General features: G+C 65.7%; 14 protein-coding genes. 4 read left to right on the top strand and 10 right to left on the bottom strand.

Translation table 11 applies throughout. From position 1 onward, the window contains the following. Positions 1-5: 5 nt before the first annotated feature. From fabA to fabI, 3 genes are all read left to right on the top strand, one after another. Positions 6-527 (top strand): bifunctional 3-hydroxydecanoyl-ACP dehydratase/trans-2-decenoyl-ACP isomerase, encoded by a 522-nt coding sequence (gene fabA / locus KGM94_RS05280; protein ID WP_300255650.1) that lies wholly within the window; start codon positions 6-8, stop codon positions 525-527. 60 nt (positions 528-587) lie between these two features. Then, entirely contained in the window at positions 588-1811 is a 1224-nt protein-coding gene (gene fabB / locus KGM94_RS05275) for a beta-ketoacyl-ACP synthase I (RefSeq protein ID WP_300255649.1), read from the top strand. Positions 1812-1941: 130 nt separating this feature from the next. Next, entirely contained in the window at positions 1942-2739 is a 798-nt protein-coding gene (gene fabI / locus KGM94_RS05270) for an enoyl-ACP reductase FabI (RefSeq protein ID WP_300255647.1), read from the top strand. Between the two features lie 7 nt (positions 2740-2746). Here the strand turns inward: fabI and KGM94_RS05265 are convergent, their stop codons facing one another. After that, positions 2747-3343: a glutathione S-transferase family protein gene (locus tag KGM94_RS05265; protein WP_300255645.1), complete on the bottom strand. Its 597-nt coding sequence runs from the start codon at positions 3341-3343 to the stop codon at positions 2747-2749. Between the two features lie 86 nt (positions 3344-3429). Further along, on the bottom strand, positions 3430-4359 hold the full coding sequence (locus KGM94_RS05260) for a LysR substrate-binding domain-containing protein (RefSeq protein ID WP_300255643.1): 930 nt from the start codon (positions 4357-4359) through the stop codon (positions 3430-3432). Between the two features lie 113 nt (positions 4360-4472). Between KGM94_RS05260 and katG the strand changes: the two genes are divergently transcribed. Further along, positions 4473-6626, top strand: a complete 2154-nt coding sequence (gene katG / locus KGM94_RS05255) for a catalase/peroxidase HPI (protein ID WP_300255641.1) — start codon at positions 4473-4475, stop codon at positions 6624-6626. A gap of 177 nt (positions 6627-6803) precedes the next feature. On the opposite strand, the gene pnp is transcribed toward katG, so the two are convergent. The 8 genes from pnp to rimP form a co-directional block, all read right to left on the bottom strand. Continuing rightward, positions 6804-8963, bottom strand: a complete 2160-nt coding sequence (gene pnp / locus KGM94_RS05250; RefSeq protein WP_300255639.1) for a polyribonucleotide nucleotidyltransferase — start codon at positions 8961-8963, stop codon at positions 6804-6806. Between the two features lie 381 nt (positions 8964-9344). Continuing rightward, on the bottom strand, positions 9345-9614 hold the full coding sequence (gene rpsO, locus KGM94_RS05245; protein WP_300255637.1) for a 30S ribosomal protein S15: 270 nt from the start codon (positions 9612-9614) through the stop codon (positions 9345-9347). Positions 9615-9616: 2 nt separating this feature from the next. Continuing rightward, the gene (truB, locus tag KGM94_RS05240) at positions 9617-10732 is read right to left on the bottom strand and encodes a tRNA pseudouridine(55) synthase TruB (RefSeq protein WP_300255635.1); all 1116 of its coding nucleotides are present in this window, start codon (positions 10730-10732) and stop codon (positions 9617-9619) included. Continuing rightward, positions 10729-11160, bottom strand: coding sequence for a 30S ribosome-binding factor RbfA (rbfA, locus tag KGM94_RS05235; RefSeq protein ID WP_300255686.1), 432 nt, complete (start codon positions 11158-11160; stop codon positions 10729-10731). The genes truB and rbfA overlap by 4 nt, the downstream gene beginning before the upstream one ends. Before the next feature lie 160 nt (positions 11161-11320). After that, on the bottom strand, positions 11321-13972 hold the full coding sequence (infB, locus tag KGM94_RS05230) for a translation initiation factor IF-2 (RefSeq protein WP_300255633.1): 2652 nt from the start codon (positions 13970-13972) through the stop codon (positions 11321-11323). Between the two features lie 67 nt (positions 13973-14039). Then, positions 14040-14723, bottom strand: a complete 684-nt coding sequence (locus tag KGM94_RS05225; RefSeq protein WP_300255631.1) for an RNA-binding protein — start codon at positions 14721-14723, stop codon at positions 14040-14042. Between the two features lie 22 nt (positions 14724-14745). Then, positions 14746-16359, bottom strand: coding sequence for a transcription termination factor NusA (gene nusA, locus KGM94_RS05220; protein WP_300255629.1), 1614 nt, complete (start codon positions 16357-16359; stop codon positions 14746-14748). Between the two features lie 2 nt (positions 16360-16361). Then, the gene (gene rimP / locus KGM94_RS05215; protein WP_300255627.1) at positions 16362-17105 is read right to left on the bottom strand and encodes a ribosome maturation factor RimP; all 744 of its coding nucleotides are present in this window, start codon (positions 17103-17105) and stop codon (positions 16362-16364) included. Positions 17106-17234 lie beyond the last annotated feature (129 nt).

Raw genomic sequence — 17234 nt, 5'->3', positions numbered from 1 at the left:
TTTGGATGCTGAACAGGCGTAGCGGTTACGAATATGAGGACTTGCTGGCGTGCGCCCGCGGCGAGATGTTCGGCCCGGGGAATGCCCAATTGCCGCTGCCGCCGATGCTGATGTTCGATCGCATCACGGAAATCGCCGATACCGGCGGCGAATTCGGCAAGGGGCGGGTGCGCGCCGAGCTCGACGTGAAGCCGGACCTCTGGTTTTTCGGATGCCACTTCAAGAACGACCCCGTCATGCCCGGCTGTCTCGGCCTGGACGCACTCTGGCAGATGGTTGGATTCTACCTCGGCTGGATCGGCGGTGAAGGGCGCGGCCGCGCGCTGGGGTTGAGCGAATTGAAGTTCGGCGGCCAGGTGCTGCCGGAAGCCCGCAAGGTTGTGTACAACATCGAGATCAAGCGGGTGATGCGCTCAAAGCTGGTGCTCGGTATCGCCGACGGGTGGCTTTCGGTCGATGACGAGATTATTTATCGGGCCAAGGATCTGAAGGTCGGCCTGTTCAAGCAGGGCACGAGCCTGGGTTGAGCCAGGCGGATCACGTCAAGCGCATCACGTAGAGAAGACAACGATCAGGGCGAGGCGGTCATGAGGCGGGTTGTGGTCACCGGGATGGGTATCGTCTCGTCCATCGGAAACAACAGCCAGGAAGTGCTTGCGAGCCTTCACGAGGCGAGGTCGGGTATCACACGGGCGGACAAGTATGCCGAGCTCGGCTTCCGCTCCCAGGTGCAGGGCGAACCGACGCTCGATCCCGCGACGGTCGTCGACCGGCGCGCGATGCGCTTCCTCGGCCAGGGTGCCGCGTGGAATCACATCGCCATGGAGCAGGCGATCCGCGACTCCGGCCTCGAGCCCGACGAGGTCTCCAACGTCCGCACCGGCATCATCATGGGCTCCGGCGGCCCGTCGGCGCGCACCATCGTCGAGGCCGCCGACATCACCCGCACCAAGGGACCGAAGCGCGTCGGGCCGTTCGCGGTGCCGAAGGCGATGTCGTCCACGGCATCGGCTACGCTTGCGACCTGGTTCAAGATCAAGGGCGTGAACTATTCGATTTCCTCGGCCTGCGCGACGTCGAACCATTGCGTCGGCAACGCCTACGAGACCATCCAGATGGGCAAGCAGGACGTCATCTTCGCCGGCGGCTGCGAGGAGCTCGACTGGACGCTGTCGGTGCTGTTCGACGCCATGGGCGCGATGTCCTCCAAGTACAACGATACGCCCGCCACCGCCTCGCGGCCCTATGACGTCAATCGCGACGGCTTCGTCATCGCCGGCGGCGCCGGCGTGCTGGTGCTGGAGGAGCTCGAGCGCGCCAAGGCGCGCGGCGCCCGCATCTACGGGGAAATCGTCGGCTATGGCGCCACGTCGGACGGCCACGACATGGTCGCGCCGTCGGGCGAAGGCGCCGAGCGCTGCATGCGAATGGCGATGTCGACGGTGAAGACCAAGGTCGACTACATCAATCCGCATGCCACCTCGACGCCGGCCGGAGATCCGCCGGAGATCGAGGCGATCCGCAAGATATTCGGCACCGGCGAGAAGTGCCCGCCGATCTCGGCCACCAAGGCGCTCACGGGACATTCGCTCGGCGCCACCGGCGTGCAGGAGGCGATCTATTCGCTGCTGATGATGAACAACGGCTTCATCTGCGAGAGCGCCCATATCCACGAGCTCGATCCCGTGTTCGCCGACATGCCGATCGTGCGCAAGCGGATCGACGACGCCAAGGTCGGCACCGTGCTGTCGAACTCCTTCGGCTTCGGCGGCACCAACGCCACGCTGGTGTTCAGCCGGCTGGACGCGTGACGTCGTTGCCGACGAAATTCTAATTGTGTCGTCATGGCCGGGTAAGAGCGCGAAGCGCGTCTTCGCGCTAGATGTCCCGGCCATCCACGTCTTTGCATGCGGGCATGACGAGAAAGAAAGTGGTCGTGAGATGCAGGAACTGATGAAGGGCAAGCGCGGTCTGATCATGGGCATCGCCAATGATCACTCGATCGCCTGGGGCATGGCGAGGACGCTGCATGCCCACGGCGCCGAGCTCGCCTTCACCTTCCAGGGCGAGGCGCAGGGCAAGCGGGTCAAGCCGCTGGCGCAGTCGCTCGGCGTCGAGATGGTGCTGCCCTGCGACGTCGAGGATCTCGACAGCGTCGACGCCGCGTTCGAAACGCTGCGCGCGAAATGGGGCCAGCTCGATTTCGTCATCCACGCGATCGGTTTCGCCGACAAGAACGAGCTGAAGGGCCGCTACGCCGACACCAGCCGCGACAATTTTTCGCGCACCATGCTGATCTCCTGCTTCTCGTTCACGGAAGTGGCCAAGCGCGCCGCCGACATGATGCCTCCGGGCGGCGCCATGATCACGTTGACCTTCGGCGCGTCGATGCGCGCGATGCCCAACTACAACGTGATGGGCGTGGCCAAGGCGGCGCTGGAAGCCTCGGTGCGCTATCTCGCCGCCGATTTCGGGCCGCGCGGCATCCGCGTCAATGCGATCTCGGCAGGCCCCGTGCGCACGCTCGCCGGCTCCGGCATCGGCGAAGCCCGCGCCATGTTCGCGTTCCAGCAGAAGCACTCGCCGCTCGGCCGCGGCGTCACGCTGGACGAGCTCGGCGGCTCCGCGCTCTATCTGCTGTCCGACCTGTCGGGCGGCGTGACCGGCGAAGTGCACTACGTCGATTCCGGCTACAACATCATCCTGATGCCGAAGCCGGACGACCTGAAGGCGGAATAGGCCCGGCTTACCCCGCCGCGATCTTCTCGGCGCGCTGGAACGCCGGACGCGCCGCGCAGCGCGCGATATAGGCCTCGAACGACGGGCGCGACGGCACCATCTTGAACAGCCGCACGGCGAAGTTCAGGCTCGAGCCGATCACGATGTCGGCGGCCGAAAATTGCTCGCCGAGAATCCATGGCCCCTTGGCCAACGCGGCGTCGAGCACGTCGAACACCTGCGTGGCGCTGCCCCAGGCCGCGGTCGAGCTCGGCACCTCGATCTTGGTGAAGAGCTGGATCAGCGCCGGCTCGATGCAGCTCGGCGAGAAGAACAGCCATTGCAGATAGCGGGCGCGCTTCAGGTCGTCGCTCGGCGGGGCGAGCTTGGTTTGGGGATAGCGGTCGGCGATATAGGCGATGATCGCCGCCGCCTCGCCGAGCGCCGCCTCGCCGTCGGTCAATGCCGGCACCTTGCCCATCGGATTGATCTTCAGGTAGCCGGACGACTTCTGCGCGCCGGTCGAGATGTCCGTCAGCACGCGTTCATAGGGCAGGCCGGTTTCCTCCATCAGCCAGATCGTCGAGAACGAGCGGGAGCGGGGCGACCAGTAGAGCTTGATCATCGTGGGCTTTCCTTCATCTTCCACCGATCGTACTTCCTTCTGAAGCCATTCCATGGCTCGATGAAGGCGTACCCGCGGCAGACGCGTCAGCCCCGCGCAACGCGCGGCGCCGGCGTCCGCTGTCCACGCTGCTTGCCGGCCGACAGGCACACCACCTCGGAGATCTGAAGGAGCTGCCGCGCCAGAGGAGAGGTCCTGCGCCAGACCATGCCGATGGTCCGCGACGGCTGCGGGTTCTTGAAACGCGCGAGCGACACCGACGCCGAGCGTGTCTCCACCGGCACGGCCATTTCAGGAATCAGGGTGACGCCGATTCCGGCGCTGACCATCTGGACCAGCGTCGAGAGCGAGTTCGCGTCCAGCATCTCCCGCGGCGGCGATTGCATCTTGCAGAACGACAAGGCCTGGTCGCGGAAGCAGTGCCCCTCCTCGAGCAGCAGCAACCTCATCTCGCGCAGCATTTCCCTGGATGGTACCGGCGTGCCCTCGTCGGACGCCGGCCGGACCAGCATGAAGTTTTCCTCGAACAACGCCACCTCCGTCAGCGAGGGCTCGGACACCGGCAGTGCGAGGATCGCGGTGTCGAGCCGGCCGTCGGCGAGCTCCTGGATCAGCTTCGGGGTCACGGTCTCGCGCACGCGGATGTCGAGCTCGGGATGCAGGCGCGCGAGGTCCTTGGTCATCCTGGGCAGCAGATAGGGCGCGATCGTCGGGATCATCCCGATGCGCAGGCGCCCCGTGAAGCGGTCGCAGGACGCCCGTGCAAAGTCGCCGAGCTCATCGACCGAGCGCAGGATGTCGCGAACGCGCTTGGCGAGTTCCTCGCCAAACCGCGTCAGCGCAACCTGCCGCGCGCTGCGTTCCAGGAGCAGGCCGCCGAGCGCTTCTTCCATTTCCTTGATCTGCATCGACAGTGCCGGCTGCGAGATCGAGCAGGCCTCCGCGGCGCGCCCGAAATGGCCGTGACGGGCCAGCGCATCGAAATACCGCAGCTGCCGGAGCGTGACGTTGATCATCAGGAAATCCTATCGCAGCAATCACTAAAGTCAATTTTACCTGATCGAATGCGCTGCGTAGATTGCGCCACCCGGTTCGGGCGGAAGCTCGCGAAACCACCAAGGAGACGATGATGGATGACACGACCAAGTGCCCGTTCCCGGGCGGAAAACGTCCGCACACGAACCGCGACTGGTGGCCCGATGCACTGGATGTTTCGGTTCTCCATCGCAATTCCACCTTGTCCGACCCGATGGGCGAGGCGTTCGACTACGCCAAGGAGTTCAAGACGCTCGATCTCGACGCGGTCATCAGGGACCTGACCGCCTTGATGACGGACTCCCAGGAGTGGTGGCCGGCCGATTTCGGTCACTATGGCGGTCTGATGGTCCGCATGGCCTGGCACAGTGCGGGCACCTACCGCATCACCGATGGCCGCGGCGGCGCCGGCGCGGGTCAACAGCGCTTCGCGCCGCTCAACAGCTGGCCCGACAATACCAACCTCGACAAGGCACGTCGGCTGCTCTGGCCGATCAAGCAGAAGTACGGCCGGAAAATCTCCTGGGCCGACCTGATGATTCTCGCCGGCAACGTCGCGCTGGAGTCGATGGGCTTCAAGACGTTCGGTTTTGCCGGCGGCCGCGCCGACGTCTGGGAGCCCGAAGAGCTCTACTGGGGCCCCGAGGGAACATGGCTCGGCGACGAGCGCTACAGCGGCGAACGCCAGCTCTCCGAACCGCTCGGTGCGGTGCAGATGGGCCTCATCTATGTCAACCCGGAAGGGCCGAACGGCAATCCGGATCCGGTCGCGGCAGCCAGGGATATCCGCGAAACCTTCTTCCGCATGGCGATGAACGACGAGGAGACCGTGGCCTTGATCGCCGGCGGTCACACTTTCGGCAAGACTCACGGTGCCGGCGATCCGTCGCTGGTGGGACCGGCTCCGGAAAGCGGAGCCCTGGAGGATCAGGGTCTCGGCTGGAAGAGCAAGCATGGTACCGGCGTCGGCGCCGATGCCATCACGGGAGGTCCGGAGGTCATCTGGACCACGACGCCCACGAAATGGAGCAACAACTTCTTCTGGAACCTGTTCGGCTATGAATGGGAACTGACGAAGAGCCCGGCGGGCGCGAAGCAATGGCGGGCGAAGGGGGCGGGAGCCACGATCCCGGATGCCTTCGACAAGAGCAAGAAGCACGTGCCGACCATGCTGACGACGGACCTGTCGCTGCGGTTCGATCCGGCCTATGAGCCGATCTCGCGGCGCTTCATGGAGAACCCGGATCAGTTCGCGGACGCCTTTGCGCGCGCGTGGTTCAAGCTCACCCATCGCGACATGGGTCCGCGCGCACGCTACCTCGGCCCGTTGGTGCCGAAGGAGGTTCTGATCTGGCAGGATGCGATCCCGGATGTGGATCATCCGCTGATCGGAGAGCAGGATGTCGCCGCCCTGAAGGAGAAGATCCTGGCCTCGGGCCTGTCGGTCGCACAGCTCGTCTCGACCGCATGGGCGTCGGCGTCGACCTTCCGCGGTTCGGACAAGCGCGGCGGCGCCAATGGCGCGCGTATTCGTCTCGCGCCGCAGAAGGACTGGGAGGTCAATCAGCCGGCCGAGCTCAAGACCGTGCTGCAGAAGCTCGAGGCGATCCAGAAGGCGTCCGGCAAGAAGGTCTCGCTTGCCGACCTGATCGTTCTCGGCGGCTCCGCGGCGATCGAAAAAGCCGCCAAGGATGCCGGGATCGACGTGAAGGTACCCTTCATGCCGGGGCGCATGGATGCCTCGCAGGATCAAACCGACGCCCCGTCCTTCGCCCCGCTCGAACCGCGTGCCGATGGCTTCCGCAACTATGTGAGCAGCAAGCGGACGCAGTTCATGAAGCCCGAGGAGGCGCTGATCGACCGGGCGCAACTGCTGAGGCTGACGGGTCCCGAAATGACGGTTCTCGTCGGCGGCCTGCGGGTCCTCGGCGCCAACGTCGGCGGATCCAAGCACGGTGTCTTCACCAAGACGCCGGGGAAGCTGACCAACGACTTCTTCGTCAACCTGCTCGACATGGGTACGGAATGGCTGCCTCCGAACGCCGACGGCGTCTACGAGGGCCGCGACCGCAAGACCAAGGCGGCGAAATGGACCGGCACGCGCGTCGACCTCGTCTTCGGTTCGCACTCGCAGCTCCGGGCCTTTGCCGAGGTCTATGCGTCCGCGGATTCCAAGGAGAAGTTCGCCAGGGATTTCGCGGCCGCCTGGACCAAGGTGATGAACGCCGACCGCTTCGAGATCGCCTGAGCCGTTAAAGCATGATCCGGAAAAGTGCGAAGCGGTTTTCCGAAAAGATCATGCTCAAACAATAACCTAAAGCGCGATGACGATTCATCCCAATCTCATCGCGCTTTAGGCGCGCGTGACAAGCAAAAAGGGCGGCCGCAAGGCCGCCCTTCGTGTTTTCCGGATGGTGCGAGAGCCTTACTCGCCGGCGGCCTCGCGCGGGGCCTTTTCGCCTTCCGCCTTCTGCCTGGCCTCGAGATCCTCGCCGGTCTGCTGGTCCACGACCTTCATCGACAGCCGCGTCTTGCCGCGGTCGTCGAAGCCGAGCAGCTTGACCTTGACCTTGTCGCCTTCCTTGACGACGTCGGAGGTCTTCTGCACGCGGTTGGCCGCGAGCTGGCTGATGTGGACGAGGCCGTCCTTGGAACCGAAGAAGTTCACGAAGGCGCCGAACTCCATCACCTTGACGACCGTGCCGTCGTAGATCTGGCCGACCTCCGGCTCGGAGGCGATCGACTTGATCCACTTGATCGCGGCCTTCATCGCCTCGCCGTCGCTGGAGGCGACCTTCACGGTGCCGTCGTCCTCGATGTTGACCTTGGCGCCGGTCTTCTCGACGATCTCGCGGATTACCTTGCCGCCGGTGCCGATCACTTCGCGGATCTTGTCGGTCGGGATCTTGAAGGTCTCGATGCGCGGCGCGTATTCGCCGAGCTCGGCGCGAGCAGCGGTGAGCGCCTTTGCCATCTCGCCGAGGATGTGGATGCGGCCCTCGCGCGCCTGGCCGAGCGCCACGCGCATGATCTCCTCGGTGATGCCCTCGATCTTGATGTCCATCTGCAGCGAGGTGATGCCGCCCTCGGTGCCGGCGACCTTGAAGTCCATGTCGCCGAGATGGTCCTCGTCGCCGAGGATGTCGGAGAGCACCGCGAAGCGCTTGTCCTCGAGGATCAGGCCCATCGCGATGCCCGCCGTCGGCCGCTTCAGCGGCACGCCGGCGTCCATCAGCGCGAGCGAGGCGCCACAGACCGACGCCATCGAGGACGAGCCGTTGGACTCGGTGATCTCGGAGACCACGCGGATCGTGTAGGGGAACTCGTGGTGCGGCGGCAGCACGGGGTGGATCGCGCGCCAGGCGAGCTTGCCGTGGCCGATCTCGCGGCGCTTGGTGCCGCCGAGGCGGCCGGTCTCGCCGACCGAGTAGGGCGGGAAGTTGTAGTGCAGCAGGAACGTCTCCTTGTACGTGCCCGACAGCGCGTCGATGTACTGCTCGTCCTCGCCGGTGCCGAGCGTGGTCACGACCATCGCCTGCGTCTCGCCGCGGGTGAACAGCGCCGAGCCGTGGGCGCGGGGCAGCATCCCGACTTCGGCGAGGATGTTGCGCACCGTCCTGACGTCACGGCCGTCGATGCGCTTGCCGGTGTCGAGAATGTTCCAGCGAACGATCTTGGCTTCCAGCTCCTTGAATACGGCGGCGACACGCAGCTTGTCGTATTTCGGTTCCTGCCCCTCGGGGAAATAATGGGCGATGACCTTTTCCTTGACCTTGCCGACCGCGGCGTAGCGATCCTGCTTGACCGGAATCGCGTAGGCGGCCCGCAGTTCCTGCTCGACGATGCCGAGCATTTCCTTCTCGAGGGCCGAATTGTCGACCGCGGTGACCTCGCGCGGCTCCTTGGCGGCCTTCTCGGCGAGCTCGATGATCGCGTTGATCACCGGCTGGAAGTGGCGGTGACCGAACATCACGGCGCCGAGCATGATGTCTTCGTTCAGTTCCTTGGCTTCCGATTCCACCATCAACACGGCATCGGCGGTGCCGGCGACGACGAGGTCGAGTTGCGTGTCGGCCATCTCGTCGAGCGTCGGATTGAGCACGTATTCGTCATTGACGAAGCCGACGCGCGCCGCGCCGATCGGACCCTTGAAGGGAGCGCCCGACAGGGTCAGTGCAGCCGACGACGCCACCAGCGCCACGATATCGGGATCGTTCTCCATGTCGTGCGACAGCACGGTGGCGATCACCTGGGTCTCGTTGCGCCAGCCGTCGACGAACAGCGGACGGATCGGACGGTCGATCAGGCGGGAGACCAGCGTCTCCTTCTCGGTCGGACGGCCCTCGCGCTTGAAATAGCCGCCGGGAATGCGGCCTGCGGCGTAGGTCTTCTCCTGGTAGTCGACGGTCAGCGGCAGGAAGTCGACGCCTTCACGCGGCGCCTTCGCGGCCACCACGGTGGCGAGCACCACGGTCTCGCCGTAGGTCGCGACGACGGCGCCGTCGGCCTGGCGTGCGATCTTGCCGGTTTCGAGCTTGAGAGGGCGTCCGCCCCAGTCGATCTCGACTGAATGCTTATTGAACATAGAGGTCTTCTTTCATGGGTTCTCGAAAGAGGGACGCCTTGAAAAACAAAAACCATGCGCAAGATTGCGGGACGCTGATCGGAACGGATGATCAGCGTCCGGCGATCCTGCCATGGTTTTCGAATTTCGGATGGCGTCCATCCTTTCGGGTCATACGGGCACCTTGCCCGTTGCGCCCAGCGGCCGGATTGCTGCTGGACTGGTCAGTCGGCATGATCGCGTTCCGAAGATCCAATTTTCGGCCTTCGGGATCATGCCCCTGGTTGCGAGCCGTCACGGGCCCGCACCTGCGCGCATAGCCTCGATCAAAAACCTTGATGAAAGCGCTTTCGTTCGAAACTACGAGCAAAAACGCGCGCCACCGGCGCGCGCATGCAACACTTAACGACGAATGTTGTGCTTCTCGAGCAGCGCCTTGTACCGCGCCTCGTCCTTCTTCTTCAGGTAGTCGAGGAGCGAACGGCGGGTCGACACCAGCTTCAGGAGGCCGCGACGCGAATGGTTGTCCTTCACGTGGGTCTTGAAATGGCTCGTGAGGTTGTTGATGCGTTCCGAAAGGATCGCGACCTGAACCTCGGGCGAGCCGGTATCGCCGGCTTTGGTGGCACTCGTCTTGATGACTTCCGCTTTGCGATCGGCGGTAATCGACATCGTCAATTTCTCTCGTTGCGACCGGGACTGGCAGTCAGTCCGGTCAGGTTGAACACACGCTTGGGGATGATTTCGCCATTGCCGACTTCGGCAAGCGCGAGAAGCCGGCCTGCCACCGTGACATAGACTGTGCCGCTACAATTGGGCGCATCCCGTCCGCGCAACAAAACGGCTTGGCCCCGATGGAGCCTTGCCGCATCAGCCCGAGTGACGGCCAGTGCCGGGATGTCGTCCAGCGCGGTCTCAACGGGCAAAAGCGCGTCGGCGAGGCTGCCCTCGCCGGACGCGGCTCTATGGCACAAAGCCTCCAGCCGATCCAGCGGAATCATGTCGTTCTCGCCGAAAGGCCCGACCAGGGTTCGCCTGAGCGCGCAGATATGGCCGAAACAGCCGAGAATCCGGCCCATATCGCGGGCGAGCGCCCGGACATAGGTGCCCTTGCCGCATTCGGCCTCGAACACCGCCAGGTTGCCATCCGGTTGATCTATAAGGGACAAATGGTGAATCTCGACCGGGCGGGGGGCCAGCTCCACGACCTCGCCGTCGCGCGCCAGATCGTAGGCGCGCTCGCCCTGGACCTTGATCGCCGAATAGCGTGGCGGGACCTGCTCGATCACCCCGGTGAAGCGCGGCAACAGCGCCTCGATCGCCTCGCGGGTGGGGCGCCGATCCGAGGTCGCGACCGCGCGGCCCTCGATGTCGTCGGTGTCGCGCTCCTCGCCCCAGGACACGGTGAAGCGGTAGCGCTTGCGGCCGTCCATCACGAAGGGGACCGTCTTGGTGGCTTCGCCGAGCGCGATCGGCAGCCCGCCCGAAGCGAGCGGATCGAGCGTGCCGGCGTGCCCTGCGCGCTTGGCCTGGAACAGGCGCTTCACCACGGCCACCGCCTGCGTCGAGGTCATGCCGATCGGCTTGTCGAGCACGATCCAGCCGTGCACGTCGCGGCGGTCGCGCCGCGGCTGATTGTTCTTCTGCTGCCTGGCGCGCGGATCATTGTTGACGCGGCGCGCCTCGGCATGCGGCGTCGTGTCGCTGCGCAGTCCGAAATCATTCTGCTGCACGTCGCGCGAATCGGCCTCTTCGGTGCCGATCGCGCCGTGAGCGGGGTTCGCAATCATTGTTCTTCTTCCCGATCTCTGTCCTGCTCGCTCGTCAGGTCTCGTTGCACCGCAGGCGTTCGCAATAATTTCTCGATCCGTTCCGCTTCGTCGAATCGCTCGTCGACGCGGAAGCGGATATCAGGTGCAAATTTCAGGTTAACGCGCCGCGCGACCTCGCCGCGCAGGAATTTCTTGTTGCGATCGAGCGCCGCGATCACACGCTCGGTGTCGCGGCCTCCGAGCGGCATCACGTAGATGGTCGCAAGCTTCAGGTCCGGCGACATCCGTACCTCCGGCACGGTGATGATGTGGCCTTCGAGGTCCGCATCATGCGCACTGCCATGCGCCAGAATATCGGCCATGGCATGGCGAACCGCCTCGCCGACCCGCAATTGTCGCTGCGAGCCGCCGGGCGCGGAACCCTTCTTCTGTTGGTGACGGGACATTGTCGAAAAAATCACCTCGTCATGCCCGCGTCCCAGCCGCAGGCAATTGGCACCGTTCCTGTTGTAGCGAATGAGACGTGGATGGCCGGACCCGGGTCCGGCCATCGCACGCTCGCATTTTCAGTTCAAAAAGATCCGCGCGCTTCGGTAAGGCTTGGACTTACAGGGAGCGCTGGATCGTCTCCACTCGATAACACTCGATCACGTCGCCGGCGCGCATGTCGCCGTAGTTCTCGAAGGCCATGCCGCATTCCTGGCCGGCCTGCACTTCCTTCACCTCGTCCTTGAAGCGCTTCAGCGTCGATAGCTTGCCCTCGTGCACGACGACGTTGTCGCGGATCAGGCGCACGTTGGCGCCGCGCTCCACGGTGCCGTCGGTGACGCGGCAGCCCGCGACCTTGCCGACCTTGGAGATGTTGAAGATCTCCAGGATCTCGGCGTTGCCCAGCATGGTTTCGCGCAAGGTGGGCGCGAGCAGGCCGCTCATCGCCTTCTTCACGTCGTCCACGAGGTCGTAGATGATGTTGTAGTAGCGAATCTCGATGCCGTTGCGCTTGGCGGCCGCGGCCGCCTCCTTGTTGGCGCGGACGCTGAAGCCGATGATCGCTGCGTTGAAGCCCTCCGCGAGCGTCACGTCGGATTCCGAGATGCCGCCGACGCCGGCATGCAGGATGCGGGCTGCGACCTCGTCGGTGCCGAGCTTCTCCAGCGAGCCCAGAATGGCTTCCAGCGAACCCTGCACGTCGGCCTTGACTATCAGCGGGAACTCCTTGCGGCCCGAGGTCTTGAGCTGCGACATCATCTGCTCGAGCGAGCCGCGCATGCCGGAGATCGAGGCCGCCGCGTTCTCGCGCTTCTGGTGCGCGCGGTAGCTGGTGATCTGACGGGCGCGGGCTTCGTTCTCGACCACCGCGAGCCGGTCGCCGGCCTCCGGCGGACCGTTGAAGCCGAGCACTTCGACCGGCACCGAGGGGCCGGCCTCGTTCACCGTCTCGCCCTGGTCGGAGATCAGCGCGCGGACGCGGCCCATCTCGGCGCCCGCGACGATGATGTCGCCGACCCGGAGCGTGCCGCGCTGGACCAGCACGGTCGCGACCGGGCCGCGGCCGCGGTCGAGCTTGGCCTCGATCACAGTGCCCTCGGCCGGACGCTGCGAATTGGTCTTCAGGTCGAGGATTTCGGCCTGCAGCGCGATCATTTCGAGCAGCCGGTCGAGATTGGTCTTGTTCTTGGCGGACACCTCGACGTCGACGACGTCGCCGCCGAGCGATTCGACCTGCACCTCGTGCTGCAGGAGCTCGGTGCGCACGCGCTCCGGCCTGGCGTCGGGCTTGTCGATCTTGTTGATCGCCACGATGATCGGCACGCGCGCCGCCTTGGCGTGGTTGATGGCTTCGACCGTCTGCGGCATCACGCCGTCATCGGCCGCGACCACCAGCACGACGATGTCGGTGACCTTGGCGCCGCGGGCGCGCATCGCGGTGAACGCGGCGTGGCCGGGCGTGTCGATGAAGGTGATCTTCTTGCCGGTTTCCGGCGAGGACACCTGGTAGGCGCCGATGTGCTGGGTGATGCCGCCGGCTTCGCCGGAGACCACGTTGGCATGGCGGAGCGCGTCGAGCAGCGAGGTCTTGCCGTGGTCGACGTGACCCATCACGGTCACGACCGGCGAACGCGGCTCGGTGTCGGTGGAATCGTCGACGGTGTCGAACAGGCCTTCCTCGACGTCGGAGGCGGCGACGCGCTTGACGGTGTGGCCGAGCTCTTCGGCGATCAGCTGCGCGGTGTCGGCGTCGATCACGTCGGTGATCTTGTGCATCGCGCCCTGCTTCATCAGCAGGCGGATGACGTCGACCGCGCGCTCGGACATGCGGTTGGCGAGTTCCTGGATGGTGATCGCTTCCGGGATCGTGACTTCGCGGATCAGCTTTTCCTTCGGCTCGTTGGAGGCGTGGCCCTTCAGGCGCTGGGTGCGGCGGCGGAACGAGGCGATCGAGCGCTCGCGCACGTCGTCGGCATTGAGCGCGGTGACGACGGTGAGGCGGCCGCGCTCCTTCTGCGGGCCCGGCTTGTGGGTGGTCTTGGGGGCTGCCGCCGGACGCATGGCGCCGCCCGGACCGCGGCGGATCTGGCGCGGAGCTTCTTCCTCGTCGGCCTCGGCGGCGACCGCGGGGGCGCGGCCGGCCGGCGCCTGGCGCGGTGTGGTCGCGGCCGGTGTTGCGGTGGTCGTCCGGGCCGCAGGGGCCCGCGCCGCCGATTGCTGCGGCTGTTCGCCGTCGCCGAAACGCTTCTTGGCCTCGGTTTCGGCCTTGCGCCGGGCTTCTTCTTCGTGGCGGTGGCGTTCCTCCTCGGCCTTGCGGCGAGCCTCGGCGGCCTCGCGCTCGGCGCGCTCGATGCTTTCGCGGCTGGCGCGGCGCTTGGCTTCCTCTTCCGCCAGCCGGCGCTCCTCGATCTCGCGCTGCTTGGCATCCGCCAGCGCGCTGGCGCGGGCCGAGCGCTCGTCTTCGGTCAGCGTCCGCAGCACGACACCCGAGCCGGCGGCGCGGAGCGGCTGCCCCGCGGGCGCGGCACGGCCGAGCGGCGGCTTGGCGGCAGGGGGCGCGGCCTTGGCTGCGGCCGGCTCCGGCGCATGCGGCTCGGGAGCCGCGGTATCGCCGATCCGGCGCTTGCCGCGCTTCTCGACCACCACCTGCTTGCTGCGGCCATGGCTGAAGCTCTGGCGCACGGTGCCCGTCTCGACGCGCGGCTTGAGCGTCAAGGTCTTGGTCTGGACACTCAAAGTCTTGTCGCCAGGAGTTTTGGTATCAACCATTCAGCAGTCCCAATCTTGATCTGTTAGCGTTGTGCGTTGCCGCACCGTCGTACTGGTCGTGTTGTCTTCAGAAATCCTGGCCGCGGTTTCCGGCAGTCTTGTCATCGTCCGCCATCCGGTATCGGACCAGCATCTGGCTACGTGACAGGAATGTCCTGCTCGCCGGGCCCGCGAGCAGCGCAGCATGTATCACATTTGACCGGGCAAGTGCCAAATCCAATTCTGCCGATTTCAATGCGGTGACGACAGCAATTTGCGGCTTCCCGCCGCGATTTCCGTCATTTTGCCGTGCCAGCGCGTCCAATTTGCGGATTCCGTCCTCGGCCCCGTCGCCCGCGTGGATCAGGACCTCGACCTTGCCGTCCCGGAGGGCGGTTTCCACCTTGCTGGACCCGGCCACCACCTGGCCGGCCTTGGCGGCAATCGCAAGCGCCTCCGTCGCGCTCCGTACCAGGAGCGTTTCCAGGTCGTCAGGAAACGTCGGCGAGATGCGCAGATCGCGCTTGAAGGCCCTGCTGAAATGGTGACGGCGCACGGCTTCCGCAACCGCCTTGCGAGAGGCGGAAACCCACATGCCCCGTCCCGGCAGCTTGCGCTTCAGGTCCGGAACGAGTTCGCCCGACGGCGCGACGACGAAGCGGATCAACTCGTCGATCGGCTGCACCTCGCGGCTGACCGCGCACATGCGCATGGTCGCGGACTTTTCGGTCCGCGGCCCATGGTCGAGATCGGGATTGGCCTGAGCGAGCATCCGGGCGACATCTCCCTACACCCTAGGCCGGCTGCTGTTCGGCCGCCTCGGCGGCCTCTTCGCTCGGCTTGGCGAGGTCGGCCTCGGTGATCCAGCCCGCCTTGACGCGGGCCTGCATGATCGTCGCTTCCGCGTCCTCGCGGGAGATGTCGAGGCCGTCGAGCATGCCGACGTGCTTGGTGGGTTCGCCGCCCTCCTTGCGCTCGGTCCAGCCGACCAGATCGTCGGTGGCGCAGCCGGCGAGATCCTCGACCGTCTTGATGTCGTTCTCGCCGAGCTTCACCATCATCTTCGAGGTGACGCCGGACACGTCCTTCATCGCGTCCTCGACGCCGAGTTCCTTGCGCCGGGCCTCGAGCTCCGCCTCCAGCCGCTCCAGATACTCGCGGGCGCGGCTCTGCAGCTCCTGCGCGGTCTCCTCGTCGAAGCCTTCGATGCCGGCGATCTCCTTGACGTCGACCAGCGCCAGCTCCTCGACCGAGGTGAAGCCCTCCGAGGCGAGCAACTGACCGACCACCTCGTCGACATTGAGCGATTCCATGAAGACGCGGGTCGAGTTCTCGAAGTCGGCCTGGCGGCGCTCCGATTCCTCCTGCTCGGTGAGGATGTCGATGTCCCAGCCGGTGAGCTGAGAGGCGAGACGGACGTTCTGGCCGCGGCGCCCGATCGCCAGCGAGAGCTGGTTGTTGGTGTCGGGCACCACGACCTCGATCCGCTCGCGGTCCTCGTCGATGACGACCTTGGACACTTCGGCGGGCGCCAGCGCGTTGACCACGAAGGTCGCGATGTCGGGCGACCAGGGAATGATGTCGATCTTTTCGCCCTGCAATTCGTTCACTACCGCCTGCACGCGCGAGCCGCGCATGCCGACGCAGGCGCCGACCGGATCGACCGAGGAATCGCGGGAAATCACGCCGATCTTGGCGCGCGAGCCCGGATCGCGGGCGACCGCCTTGATCTCGACGATGCCGTCATAGATCTCCGGCACTTCCTGCGCGAACAGCTTTGCCATGAATTGCGGGTGGGTGCGGGACAGGAAGATCTGCGGACCGCGGGTCTCGCGGCGGACGTCGAAGATATAGGCGCGGACGCGGTCGCCGTTGCGGAACACCTCGCGCGGCAGCATCTCGTCGCGGCGGATGATGGCCTCGCCGCGGCCGAGATCGACGATCACACTGCCGTATTCGACGCGCTTGACGACGCCGTTGACGATGTCGCCGATGCGGTCCTTGAACTCCTGATACTGCCGGTCGCGCTCGGCCTCGCGCACCTTCTGCACGATCACCTGCTTGGCGGACTGCGCGGCGATGCGGCCATATTCCAGCGGCGGCAGCGTATCGGCGATGGTGTCGCCGACCTGGGCGCCGGGATTGGCGCGCTGCGCGTCCGCCAGCGAAATCTGGTTGGAATGGTTCTCCACGGTGTCGACGACCAGCATGTGGCGCGACAGCCGGAGCTCGCCCTTCTTGGGGTCGATCTCGGCGTGGACGTCGGTTTCGCTGCCGTAGCGGGCGCGCGCCGCCTTGGCGATGGCGTCCTCCATCGCGGCGATGACGATGCCGCGGTCGATCGATTTCTCGCGCGCGACGGCGTCGGCGATCTGCAGCAATTCTAGACGGTTGGCGCTGACTGCCATGGCTAGTCTCCTTCGTCAGGCTCGATCTCGCCGCGCCGCGCGCGTTCGGCGGCAAGGCGATGTTGCTTGGTGTTCTTCGGGGCCGGCTTCTTCTTCGGCTTGTTGCCCTTTGCGGTCCGGGCATGCGGCGCCAGCGGCGGCTCGAGCCCCAGATCCCGGCGCATTTCGCGTGCCTCGGCTTTGCCGCGGCGCATGGATTCCGCGATCAATTCGTCGGTCAGGACCAGGTGCGCCTCGGCGATGTCCTCCATCGCCAGAGCCACGTCGCCATCCTCGCCGGCCTTGACGTCGTCGCGCCTGACGCGCACGCGCTCGCCCTCGACGCCGGCAATGATTCCGCGAAAGCGCTTGCGCCCGTCATGGGCGACCGACATCTCCACCTTGACGAGGTGACCGACGTGGCGCTCGAAATCGGAGCGGCGCACCAGGGGCCGGTCGATGCCGGGAGAGGAAATCTCCAGCCGATAGGCGCGATCGATGGGGTCGGCGACGTCGAGCACCGGCGACAGCGCCCGCGAGATCGCCTCGCAATCCTCGATCTGCATCGAGCCGTCGGGCCGCTCCGCCATGATCTGGACGGTGCAGCCGGCTTCTCCGGAGATGCGGATTCGCACCAGCCGGTAGCCCATTCCCTGCAGCACGGGGGTCGCGACCGCGGACACCCGCGCCGCCACGCCCGGCTCGACCACGAGCCGCGGCTCGGCCAGCAGCTCGGCGTCGGTGGAACCAGTGCGCGGTTCGGTCATATCCAGGGTCAAGACGCTTCGATTGGTTAAGGCTTGGTTACGGCTTGCTTCAGGTCCGCCTTTGACGGGGGGCGCCCTCAGACCGCGTTCACCGAAACTCGTCCTGGCGGGGAATCCCGCCGAGCCGGT

This window comes from Bradyrhizobium sp., assembly GCF_028868675.1.
In the GTDB taxonomy this organism is placed as follows: domain Bacteria; phylum Pseudomonadota; class Alphaproteobacteria; order Rhizobiales; family Xanthobacteraceae; genus Bradyrhizobium.
Note: the sequence above shows the minus strand (reverse complement) of the source record. Positions and strands in the feature narration are given on the sequence as shown.